Annotated in this window: 10 protein-coding genes; 8 read left to right on the plus strand and 2 right to left on the minus strand. The window is 48.0% G+C overall.

All coding sequences use genetic code 11. The features are described from left to right. The first annotated feature begins 50 nt into the window (after positions 1-50). The 3 genes from QFZ48_RS20890 (at position 51) to QFZ48_RS20900 (ending at position 2644) form a co-directional block, all read left to right on the plus strand. Entirely contained in the window at positions 51-794 is a 744-nt protein-coding gene (locus tag QFZ48_RS20890; protein ID WP_429063426.1) for a hypothetical protein, read from the plus strand. After that, on the plus strand, positions 791-1786 hold the full coding sequence (locus tag QFZ48_RS20895; RefSeq protein WP_429050119.1) for a S41 family peptidase: 996 nt from the start codon (positions 791-793) through the stop codon (positions 1784-1786). The genes QFZ48_RS20890 and QFZ48_RS20895 overlap by 4 nt, the downstream gene beginning before the upstream one ends. Before the next feature lie 84 nt (positions 1787-1870). Next, positions 1871-2644 carry a hypothetical protein gene (locus tag QFZ48_RS20900; RefSeq protein WP_429050117.1) on the plus strand — a complete coding sequence of 258 codons (774 nt, stop codon included), beginning with the start codon at positions 1871-1873 and terminating at the stop codon, positions 2642-2644. On the opposite strand, the gene QFZ48_RS20905 is transcribed toward QFZ48_RS20900, so the two are convergent. Next, entirely contained in the window at positions 2641-3441 is an 801-nt protein-coding gene (locus tag QFZ48_RS20905; RefSeq protein ID WP_429050116.1) for a helix-turn-helix domain-containing protein, read from the minus strand. The genes QFZ48_RS20900 and QFZ48_RS20905 overlap by 4 nt on opposite strands. 12 nt (positions 3442-3453) lie before the next feature. After that, the gene (locus QFZ48_RS20910; RefSeq protein ID WP_429063428.1) at positions 3454-4296 is read right to left on the minus strand and encodes an SDR family NAD(P)-dependent oxidoreductase; all 843 of its coding nucleotides are present in this window, start codon (positions 4294-4296) and stop codon (positions 3454-3456) included. Positions 4297-4622: 326 nt separating this feature from the next. On the opposite strand from QFZ48_RS20910, the gene QFZ48_RS20915 reads away from it, so the two are divergent. From QFZ48_RS20915 to QFZ48_RS20935, 5 genes are all read left to right on the plus strand, one after another. Next, entirely contained in the window at positions 4623-5174 is a 552-nt protein-coding gene (locus QFZ48_RS20915) for an RNA polymerase sigma-70 factor (protein WP_370907717.1), read from the plus strand. Between the two features lie 48 nt (positions 5175-5222). Continuing rightward, positions 5223-6332, plus strand: coding sequence for a FecR family protein (locus QFZ48_RS20920; protein WP_429063430.1), 1110 nt, complete (start codon positions 5223-5225; stop codon positions 6330-6332). A gap of 75 nt (positions 6333-6407) precedes the next feature. After that, complete coding sequence (locus QFZ48_RS20925) at positions 6408-10052, plus strand: SusC/RagA family TonB-linked outer membrane protein (protein WP_429063432.1); 3645 nt, start codon at positions 6408-6410, stop codon at positions 10050-10052. Between the two features lie 24 nt (positions 10053-10076). Next, the gene (locus tag QFZ48_RS20930; protein ID WP_429050109.1) at positions 10077-11567 is read left to right on the plus strand and encodes a RagB/SusD family nutrient uptake outer membrane protein; all 1491 of its coding nucleotides are present in this window, start codon (positions 10077-10079) and stop codon (positions 11565-11567) included. A gap of 26 nt (positions 11568-11593) precedes the next feature. Next, the gene (locus QFZ48_RS20935; RefSeq protein WP_429063434.1) at positions 11594-12406 is read left to right on the plus strand and encodes a hypothetical protein; all 813 of its coding nucleotides are present in this window, start codon (positions 11594-11596) and stop codon (positions 12404-12406) included. Positions 12407-12430: the final 24 nt, after the last annotated feature.

The raw sequence follows: 12430 nt of genomic DNA on the forward strand, positions 1-12430 counted from the left end.
GCTGTTTGAACATACCGGGTCGTAAAATGGGCTTTTGTTTTTGCCTTTTCATGATATTATGGTGCCATCGCAGCCCGGCGCAGCAGATGGTATCAATGGGCGTGTTTTTATCCAGGCAAACGGTGAAAGACGCCGGGATGTCTGCCCGTATTTACCAGGGAACATATCCCGGTATGGCCGCCCGGTTTTCGCATACCGGCCGGGTAACACAGGAAGTGGGCGCCCGTGGGGCATGGGGAAAATTATATGCCAACAAAGGATCTGGCGCCATGCGATCAAAAGTTTTGGGGTTAGACTACAATATTTTATTTACGCTGGGAAAGACAGACAGAACCCGGTTTGAATTTGGCGCTGCCCTGGATAATTATCTCCATCTGAGGGAACAGCTGCATTACGTAAACAATCGTGATTACTATGAGTTTATCAGTTCCATTGGCCCCACTGCCCGGTACAGCTATGTATTTTCATGGCGTGATAAACAGGCCGGCAAAAACTGGGAACTAAGCACCCGCATCTTTTGCCCGGTGGCTGCTGCGCTTTCCACAGCGTATTCGGTATACGAAGGACAAGCCGGTTTGCATACGCCCTCATTGCGGACCATTACCCGGGATATTAAGCTGACAAGCTGGAACAAGCTTAACCGGTTTTACTGGAACACCGGCATAAAGGTGAGCATGCGCAAAGGCAGTGGCCTGTCTTTACACTATCAATGGGAATACTACCGGATTAAAGAGGTGAGCGGGGTACAATCAGCTATGCATAGTTTAACCATCAACTACTTTTTTTTATTATGAGGAATGTTGTCAGCATATGCATGGTGATGATGCTATTCATCGTTTCCTGTGAAAAGGCGATTATAAAAGAAGACAAGCAAAACCCTGTCGCTGTTTTTGAAAGCCTCTGGCATGCGATGGATACCAGGTATGCACTGTTCACCTATAAGAAAGTGGATTGGAAAGAAGCCTACCGGAAATACCGGCCGATGGTATCTGACAAAACCAGCACCGGGGAATTGTTTGATATTTGCACAGCTATGCTTGATCAGCTGATGGATGGCCATGTGGCCCTTATCAACGGGGAGCAGAAGCACACTTACACCGGTTATTACAATTCATATCCCCACAATTTTAATTTCGGCCTGTTAAAGGAAAAGTACCTGCCGGGAATTAACTACCAGGGTACATTGGCGTATACTTTCATAGAACAGTTTGGATATCTGCACATTCCGTCCTTTGGGGAGGAATTGACATTAGCGGATATCGACCGGGTGTTTGAGAAATTGGCAGATGTACAAGGGCTGATCATTGATGTGAGGGATAATGGGGGCGGTGGTTCTTTAAAAGTAGACAGGATCGTGGAGAAGTTGCTGCCGGAAAAGATGTTGCTGAAGTATGATATTTATAAGCGCGGACCGGGCCATGATGACTTCCTTCCGCCGGAGGCCAAATACCTGGCGCCCAGGCATCCTGTTTTGGCAGGCAAGCCAATGTTGATATTGACAAACAGGAGATGTTTCAGTTCGTGCAATGATTTTGTGCTGTATATGTCGGAATTACCAAACGCTGTTATAATCGGAGATCAAACAGGCGGTGGAAGCGGTACTCCGTTTGATTATGAGCTGCCCAATGGCTGGGTGCTGAAATACGCTGCTTCTATGGCTGTTTCTGTTGAAGGAACGAATATAGAAGGAGGGATTGCCCCGGATTATTTTATATCCAATAGTTTGGATGATGAAAGTAACGGGAGGGATGCCATTTTTAAATTTGCATTGGAACACCTGCAATAGTTTATCTTAAATATTAGAAATGCCTTCTTATATTACAAGTTGAAAATTATTGTTTACCCCAAAAAAGGGTGTTTACCGGAATCTATGTTGATCATCTTATTGCGTATAACCAGCTATGGCTGGGCGGCCATTGCGATTGTAGTATTGTCTGTACTGTTAGCGGTTAAAATATTAAAACGAAACAACCCGGGCGGCAAACCTGGCTGCATGGGGATAGGTTATGTTTCGCTGGTGGTATTTTGCCTGCTTAGTCTCTCTGCCACGCTTGCGGGTGTATTGGGCGACTTTGTGGTGAATGCGTTTACCTTGCCGCGGTATAAAGCGAAGGTGGTCAGTTTTTCCTCTTATGTATCGAAGGACAGCAAAAATAAAAACACTATCATGTATCGCTCCACGGTAGCCTTCACAACGAAAGACGGCACACCGGTGGAAATGGAAACCGATGTATCCTCCTCCGGCAAGCCGGATATCGGCGAGGTGATTACCGTGGGCTATGAACCCGGTATGTCTGCCGCCGGCGAGTTCTCCACAAGTAAATACCTGTTAATGAGTGGAGCGGCTGTTATGTTACTGGTAATGGGATATTTTGCAATAGGAGGTATTTTATATGCAATGGGCTGGCGGATGGCCTCTTTCTTTAATTCCGGGATGATCCTGCTGCTGTATTTCATCATACCTTTGGCCATGCTGTTTATGTTAGGCGGCATGGGATACGCGGTAGTGCAGTATTTCATGGGACTCCGGCCCGATATGCCGGTATGGGCGGTGGTAGTATGTACTTTTTTCTGCCTGGTGTTATCTGCCGGGATGCTGGGGTATTTCCGGATGCTTACGGACAGGCGGGCACGCACCCGTTAAATTTTTGTGGGGGCTGTCCCGAATTGCTTCTTGAAAGCAAATGAAAAATGCGAGAGGTCCTCGAAGCCAAGGTCCAGGTAAATATCGGAAGGCGTTTTACCTTTTTCTTTAATAAGATAATAGGCTTCCTGTAATCTCCGCTGCTGCAGCCAGCGGCTGGGGGTTGAATGAAACAGCTTTTCGAAATCGCGCTTGAAAGTAGCCAGGCTCCTGCCGGTCAGGTAAGCAAACCGGTTAAGGTCCACGTTAAAATGAAAATTCTTATTCATAAAAGCTTCGAGATCTATTTTTCCCGGCTCACTGAAATCGAATAATATATCTTTCATGCCGGGATTTACTTTTAACAACAGCAGCACTGCTTCTCTTAATTTCAATGTAACCAGCGCGGCATCATCTTCCCCGTTCAGTTGCATGTAGGGCGGCAGTGAATTAAAATAGTTTTTATACAAAGGATGGGGTTCCAGGGCAATGACAGCGTTGCCATTCACCTGCTTTTCGGCTTTATATCCGGCTTCCATACTAAACTCCCGCAGGAAGGGCTGATCGAAGTGAACGGAAAACGATTTAAACTCGCCGCCTTCGGGCGGTAGCTTGTTGAACTTCATCAGCCGGTTCCGCCTGCCGAGTCTGACATCACCGGGTTTAAAAATATATGCTTTGTTGCCATCATTCATGATCATTGTTCCCGACACCTGGTAGCTGAATACATAGTCCTGTATAAACTGTTCTCCCTCCCGGGTACTGATGGTGTAGCAGGAATACGCGATAGGGGATGGTTGTTTATTGAGTGAAGGCATTATTCAATTGTATTAATCCGTTTGTGTAAAACTCACTGCATCTGTAGAGACGCTTACCGGCAGCCACTTTTCCATTTCCTCATTTCTTTCCGCATTGGCTTCCCTTATCCGGTATATGGCATCGCTTCCAAGTACCAGGTGTACCGGGGGCGCAGGATGCTTAACCAGGTTAATGATTGCTTCCGCGGCTTTGTCAGGCGTGCCTGCGGGGCTAAAGTTACTATTTTTAAACAGTGTTATCCGGGTGCCCACTGTCTTTTCATAGCCCGCTATCTCCTGCGCGCAGGGCAAAGAGGCCGTCATGCCGGTGCGGAAACCGCCCGGTTCAATACTTGTCACCAGTATGCCCAATGGTCTTACCTCTTTAGCCAGGGCTTCGCTGAAACCGCTCAATCCAAACTTCGCGGCCTGGTAAATGGTGAGGCCGGGGCTGCCCACCCTGCCGCCTACGGAGCTGATTTGAAGTATCCTGCCCGAACCTTGCCGGCGCATATATGGCAACACTGCACGGGTGATGGCGATAGGTGCATACAGGTTCGTTTCCAGCTGGCTGAGTACCTGCTCATCGCTGTAGGCCTCAGCGGCGCCTAAGATGCCGGCGCCTGCGTTATTGACCAGCACATCTATCCGGCCAAAATGTTGAATGGTATTTTCAATGGCGGCGATGATCTGTGCGTTGTTGGTAACGTCCAGCTGCAGCGGATATATATTGCCGGGATACTTTGTTGCAAGATCTTTTAACAGGCCGGGACGCCGGGCGGTGGCCGCTACCAGGTCGCCACCCGCCAGTACAGCTGCTGTAAGGCTCCTTCCCAATCCGCGGGAGCTGCCTGTAATAAACCAAACGCTGGACATAATTTTAGTTTTATCAAAGGTCGGATTAACCGGGTAAGACCGGTTTGCTGAAACGTGGTGCAAACTGCTTTGTTAAAAAGTTCAGATTAATAAAAACAGACGCTCCTGTTGATGGCCGGGATTACATCCCCGAAAAAAATTTCCTCCTGCTTCACCCTTTTTCACTTTTCTGTTGCCTATGATGATAGTGGTGATTTAAATGAGGCAGCCGGCCGTTGGTTATCTGCAAAAAACAGCAACAGCATAATGCGGGACAACAGATGATGGAAATAAATCCGGATTTTATTATACTTTGTGCGGATAACAATGAAGTTACAAAGTGGTTTATGTACCAACCAAAATCAGGTGAAGTAGTTTCTTTCGAAGAACAGTTCAAACTTCACTACACCTTCCTGTGCACTGCCGCTTACTATGTAGTGGAAGATGAGGACGCGGCCAGGGATATTGTGCAGGATTTTTTCCTTTATTGCTGGAGTAAGCGGCATGTCATCCGTATTACCCACGATTTTAAGAGTTATGCCGTTCGCGCCATCCGCAACGCTTCACTGAACTATTTAAAGAAATCAGGCAAAACGTCGCTGGAGGAAATAGCCGTCATTGAAAACATGACGCAGCATTTTCCGCTGGAAGACAATGAAGCGGAAGCCGACCGCAATGCAGCGCTGTGGGCGGCTGTAGCCCGGCTGCCGGAGCAGCGCCGCCGGATATTCCTGCTAAGCAACCGGGATGGACTGAAATATAAAGATATCGCCGAAACGCTCGGTATCTCCATTAATACGGTGAAAACGCAGATAAAACTGGCACTGCAGTTTTTACGGAAAGAATGCCGGTGGATGAATATTTTCATCGCTTTCCTTTTTTTCTTAAAAAATAACTGACAGGCCTTCACCCTTTTTTCATAATTGTTTGCCCTTATTACCGAAGTTATGAATGAAAAAGATAAAGAAATAGACTGGGATAAGCTGCTGGACCTGATGGATGGGAACAGAACGGGGGAATCCCTGACGGAGGAAGAGCTGGCAATGCTGGCTGCAGCTAAAGAGATGCAGTCGAGACTGGGCGCGGAAAAATTCCCGGAAGAAGAGGGATGGCAGAGTTTTGTACAGGCCAGGGACCGCAGGCAGGCCCGCCGTTTCACACTGGTGAAGCTGGCCGCCGCAGCAATATTGGTATTGGCCATCGGGGCAGCATTATGGACATTCCTGCCCAGGCAGCACACGCCGCAGTTGGCCAACGAAATGCCCGTGGGCAAGGTGCGCCTCAAGTTATCCAACGGTCATGAAATAACGCTTGGCGGCGACACACAGGTTATTCAAAACAACGGCATCGCCGCTATCAAAGCAGGTCAGTCGTCATTGGTATACGATGCCGGCGCCGATCGTGCAGTAGTAACGGCGATGGATACACTGGAAGTGCCCCGCGGCTTACAATTCACCCTCCGGCTGGCCGACAGCACCAGGGTATGGCTCAACGCCGGTTCCCGGCTGATCTATCCTGCTGCCTTTAACGGCCCGTCACGGGAAGTGTATGTGCAGGGAGAAGCCTACTTCGATGTGGCCGCCGATATAGAACGCCCATTCCTGGTACATACAGGCAAAATGACCATGAAAGTACTGGGTACTGCCTTTAACGTAAACACCTACGGACCGGGTATACAAACCACTTTAAGCAGCGGAAAGCTGCTGGTCACCGCCGGCCAGGAGCATACCATACTGGCGCCCGATGAGCAGGCCGTTTATAATGATAAAAATGGTTCGCTGCAAAAAAGGACCGTGGAAGCCAGGGTGTTCACCGCCTGGATGGAAGGCGATCTCTTTTTTGAAGATGCCACACTGCTGGATATTACCGGCTACCTGGCCCGGAATTATGATTACGTTTTTGTTTTTGAAGATCCAACGCTCGAGAAAATAAGTTTTACTTTAGATATGCGCCGCCCGGCGGTTTTACAGGATGTACTGAACCAGATCAGCCATAGCATGGGTAATTTAAGGTTCCGGGTGGAAGGCAAAACAGTGCACATCATGAAACGTCAATAGTTAAGAATATCAACCGGAGTCAATCAGATTGCCAGTAGCCACCGGTTACTGCTTAAACCATAATACCAAACCAGAATGAGAAATTTATTGGGCTTGTCCTTCGCCTGGAAGGAAGCGCGGCGCTATGTCATGCGGTTACCTTACCAGTTGTTGCTTTTGCTGCTTCTTACCGGCAATGGGGCGTTGGCGCAGGATAGTATACAACAGGAAATATTATCGAGAAAGATTTCTTACGAGGCCAATAAATCATCTTTAAGCAAAGTGCTGAAGGATCTGCGTACGAAGATGCATATACGCTTTACCTATAACAGTGAGCTAATCCGGCGTCAGCCACCGGTTACGGTGAAAGTAAATGCGGTTTCACTGGAATCGTTACTCAAAAAACTGTTGCTTAATACCGGCCTGCAATTTATGGTGGAGATGGGCGGGATCATTATCTACGAACAGGAGGTGTCTGCAGAAAAGGCAACCAGCCAGTCGGTGATCCTCAGGGGAAGGGTAACCGACCCCCAGGGCTCGCCTTTGGCAGGGGTGAGCATTAAAGGACTTACCTCAAAGGAAATGACCGTAACACAGCCCGACGGGATGTTTATGCTGGTTGCCCGGGAGCAGGAACAGGTAAGCCTCTCCCTGGTAGGAATGAAAACGCTGCTGTACAAAGTGAAGGTGTCAGACGATCCGTTGATCCCTTTTAAAATGGATACCATTGCCCGGGAAATCCAGGAAGTTGTGGTGAACGGGTATCAGAAAATAGATCCCCGTTTAGCCACGGGCTCCGTATTAAAACTCAATGCAGCCGATATCTTACAGCCCGGTCAGCCGTCTGTAGACCGGATGTTGCAGGGCAAAGTGCCGGGGCTGATGGTGATCAACACCTCCGGTGGTGTGAATGCAAAGCCTACTATGCGAATCCGCGGTACCTCCACCTTAATTGGCAACGCCGCCCCGCTCTGGGTGATCGATGGTATGATACGCCCCGACCCCGTTAATATCTCCTCCGCATTGTTGAATAATGTACTCAGCGGTCCTTCCCAATCCAACTATGAACTGATGGGAAACGCCATCAGTGGTTTGAACCCCTATGATATTGAAAGCATCACATTTTTAAGAGATGCCGCCGCTACTTCTATTTATGGTACCCGCGCGGCCAACGGCGTAATTGTGGTAACCACTAAAAGAGGAAAGGCGGGTCCAGTGGAAGTAACCTACAATTCAAATATATCTTTCCAGGCGCGTCCATCCTACAACCAGCTGAACCTCATGAATTCGAAGGAACGCGTGGCTTTCTCAAAATCACTGATAGAAGATGGCGTGGTCTTTAACGGAAGTGAAAGTGGTTTCGAAGAACGTTTTTCGTATGAAGGATTATTAAGACAGTTGTATGCCAGGCAAATTACGGAAGCAGAATTCCGGGCGGGGGTAGGCACTATTGAAACCCGGAATACGGATTGGTTTAAGGTGTTGTTCAGGAACCAGATGAGCATGCAGCATGCGCTCAGCATGAGTGGCGGCGCGGGCAAAACCACCTATTACGCTTCCCTGAGCTATGGCGGCTTTAACGGCGCAGCGAAAGAGGATGGCAAGAAAACATATTCAGCGAATGTAAGTGTGCGCACGCAGATTGGTAAACGGTTGAACCTGGACTTGTCCATGCAAAGCAATTATATAAAATCCACCGGGTATTACCAGTCGGTAAACCCGTTGACCTATGCGTTGCAAACAAGCCGTATTTACAGCCCGGATGATTTTTACCCGGTGCGCACGCCGGGCAACCTGAGGGTTAATGAGCCCGTACAGTTAGTATGGCCACCGTATGTTTATAACATACAAAATGAAATCAGTCACTCGGAAAACAACAGCAGCACACATTCTTCCAGCCTGAATTTATCGTTGGATTATAAGATCAGGAAGGGATTGTTTTTTCGCCATTCTTCCAACGTTATTGTGAGTGGAGCCGATGGATTAACCGCAGCTGATGAGCAAACATATGCTATTGCGGTTGAACGCGGATGGAGCGCGGAGGTGGTGCCTACACAGGAGATGATGCTGACGGCGCTGCCCACAGGAGGCATGGCCTATATGATGAACCAGAAGAGTATGTCGCTCGGAATGCGGAACAGCATAGATTACAATACAGGCGTACGGAAGGACCGCGACCAGTTTAATTTTACGTTGGGTAACGAGGTGAGAAGTGAAACCGCCAATGGCCTTACATCCAGGGAACCGGGGTACTTTCCGGACAGGGGAAAGTCATTCTTTCCGACTGTAATGGGCAGGAAATTATATAGTTCAGAAACAATCAACGAAGCTATCGACAACTCCGTTTCCTATTACAGTACGGCCGCTTACAGCATGATGAACCGCTATGTATTGAGCGGTACCATCCGGACGGATGGCTCCAACAGGTTTGGGCAGTATTCCAACTCCAGGTTCTTACCTAATTACAGTATTGCTGCCCGCTGGAATGCTTCTTCAGAAAACTGGTTTCCCGTAAGCTCCCTGATCAGCGACTGGCAGGTGAGAGGTTCGTATGGCACACAGGGAAATGTGGTGAGTGCAGTAGGACCTAACCTGGTAGCCACTTATTCCCCCGTTGTGGGAGAAACAAGTCCCATTACCGGCAAACCCTACCTGCACATAAAAACCATGCCTTACCCGGAGTTGCGCTGGGAAAAAACCCACCAGTGGAACCTGGGCACCCAGGTAGCCATGTTCAATAGCCGCCTGCGGGTGAATGTTGATTATTACTCGAAGAAAACAACGGATGTACTGGACATGATAAAGATTCCTTTTGAATATGGTATGGATGTGATGTACAGGAACGGAAGCGAGTTATATAACCAGGGATGGGAAGCGATGATCAATGTAGATGCCATCAGATCGCGGAACACATCGCTCTCCTTTACGTTGACCACCAGCAAGAACAGCAACCGGGTATCTGACGAAATTATTCCCAACGACTACAATTCCTTTTTTAATGGCAGCGGACACTTACGCGGAAAACCAGTGAGTGGTTTCTACTCTTATATTTATAATGGTCTGAATCATAACAGCGGTTTGCCGATGTTCAGGAATTTAGATCTCAAGGAAAAAACCACCAACCCGGATGATTTCCTGGTGTATTCCGGGCAACTTCAACCTTCTTTCACCGGGAGTATTCAACCGGTGTTCCGGTACAAATCCTTTTCAGCAGTGATGTTGTTTTACGTGAGTATTGGCAGCAGCAAACGGCTCAATGATCCTTTCCCGCGCACAAATGCATTGAATGGGGTGCCGGCGCCATTTACCAATCTCAGCAAAGATTATTTAAACCGCTGGCGTAAACCGGGTGACGAATTACATACAGATATTCCTGTAGTGATGGATCTTTTAGCCACCCGGGACTGGCTTGTTATACCGTACAAAGTGCTCAGTAACCGTACCAATGTAAACGCCGGAGAAATATCCGTGGATCCGTTCCAGGCTTATAACATGTCTGATCTGAGAACCGTCAGTAACAACTATATGCGATGCAGCAATCTAAATCTTACCTACACCATTCCTGCTGTTAAGCTAAAGGGAAGCGGGATTAAGAATTTAAGCGTTGGCGCCGCCGTAAATAATGTTTTTACAGTTGCCAACAGGAAACTAAAAGGACAGGACCCTGAAATTGATGGCATCGGCACCACTGCATTGCCGCTTACCCGGCAATATGCTTTCAGCCTGAATGCTACTTTTTAATGTAACTAATTTCAATAACACAGCATGAAGAAATCGTTGCTTGTAATCATAGGCGCCTTGTGTCTGGTATCCTGCAAGAAGTTCCTGCAGGAATATTCTCCAACAGATGTAATACCTAAATCCACCCATGATTTCGGGGAAATATTATATTATGATGGATACCCTACCGCTTCCACATTGCTGCAACCCTGGATGGTATTCCTGGATGACGACACCCAGGGCTATACAGGACCACTCATGGCCCACTCAAATGCGCCACTCCTGCCGGCTCCCATCTTTCAGTGGCAACCAGACATGGAGCCCGCCACGGCCGCTGCCGGCAATGCTATCAATTTCAATACCTGGAGCACTTATTATAAGTTGCTGCTGGGCGTAAATGTAGCGCTTCAGTATATGGATAATTCAACCGGCTTGCAGGCCGACAAAGACCAGTTTAAAGGAGAAGCCTATACACTACGGGCGTTCTATCACTTTATGCTGGTGAATATTTATGCAAAACCCTATAATGATTCCCTCACTACACCCGATAAAAGTCCCGGCGTGCCTATCAGGAAAACCGCCGACCTCTCGGATGCTTTTCTCAGCAGGAACACCGTGAAAGAAGTGTACAACCAGATTGTGAGTGACCTCGACAGCGGTATTTACCTGTTGGATAAATACAAGGCTAACCGCGAATATTACCGGGTTTCCCATGTGGCTGCGCATCTGCTGGCCAGCAGGGTTTTCCTTTACATGGAAGACTGGGATAAAGCGATCAGTCATGCCGACGAAGTGCTGCGTTATCACCCGCAGTTAATGGACCTGAACACCTGGGGAGGGATGCCGGATACAGAAAATAAAATGCTGATAGGACCGTCTAATATTGAAAGTATCTGGAACTATGGACAGGGAGAGGAGCAGTTACCAAACACTTATTCAGAGGCATATGATATTTCGTACGACCTGGTGAACTGTTTTGAAGAGAATGACCTGCGCAGGCAAACAGGATTTTACATCAATCCGGAATTTATGAAAGAATTCCTGACGCCCGATTTTTCACAGATGAAGAATGTGCCATCCGTTTCGGGGCATTCTGCCGAATTAACCAATTCGTGGAGAAGTTCCGAAGCTTACCTGAACCGTGCAGAAGCCTACATCCAGAAATACAGGAAAACAGGCGATGGTAACGCCGCCGCACAGGCACTGGTAAGCCTGAATACCTTGCGCGCCAATAGAATTGACCGGGCTTCTTTCACCCCCTGGATCGTAAAACCGGGAGATGTATTGCTGCAAATGTGCAGAACAGAACGCCGCCGGGAACTATACCGCGAAGAAGCACATCGCTGGTTTGACCTGAGACGCTACGGCATGCCATCGATCAAACACATCTTTACACCCAACCAGGTAACGGTGCAGGTGTTCCGGTTGCCGGCACGCGACCCGCAGTATATAATGCCGATACCCACCGATGTACTATCAAGGAACCCGGCACTGACACAAAATCCCTTATTCGCAGGTAAGCGTTTACCGGAATAATTTCTTTCAACTGTAAATAATCATATATGAGATTATATTTCCTGATAGTGCTGTTAGTGGGAATAGCCTGTAATAAAGAGGCGGCATTAACACCGGATCCTGTCCAGCCCTTATATACGCTCCCACAGGGTAATCATGAGTATGATGATACGATAGTGGCCTGGTATAAAAAATACAACACTTTTGTCCTGTATAAATTTACACAGCTGGATTATGCTTATAACTACTCCGATAAGAAAACAGATAGTGCATTTAATGCTAATCCCGCTTATATAGCATCCACGTTACAGTATATAAGAGAGGAATTACTGGACGTATACCCGGAGGCTTTTTTAAAGACCACACTCCCTTACAAAATTTTACTTGCCTCCTATATCGGCGCAGGGAATACCCGTTCAGCAACCGGATTTTCTGCCACCAGCAGTATGCTGGCTATTGGCTGGGCCGATAGTACGCTGTCGAAAAAAACACCGGCAGAACGCAAGCAGATGCGTGGCTGGCTGCACCGAAGCTATATGGAACGCGTCGTTCGGACAGACGGCACTATTGTTCCTGATGCATTCAAAGCCCTGGCGCCGCCTTCCTACGGACAGGTACCGCCTGCCAGGCTCCTGGCAGAAGGCATCGTGGAGCCATACAACAACCAGCTGAATGTGGCCACTGATTTCCTGGCATTTATTCAATTGATTACCAGTCATACCAAAGATGAACTGGAAGCGGGCGTACTGCGCAGCCAGGTGGATGAAAAGGGATTGATAAGAAAGAAATACGATGTTGTTGTCAGCACATTTCTCAACAGATACCAGGTAGATCTTCAGGCGATCGGTAACAGGCCATAACCTGTACGGAGCCGTTGATATTCT

Origin of the sequence: Chitinophaga sp. W2I13 (assembly GCF_050434005.1) — a bacterium.
Taxonomy (GTDB): Bacteria; Bacteroidota; Bacteroidia; order Chitinophagales; family Chitinophagaceae; genus Chitinophaga.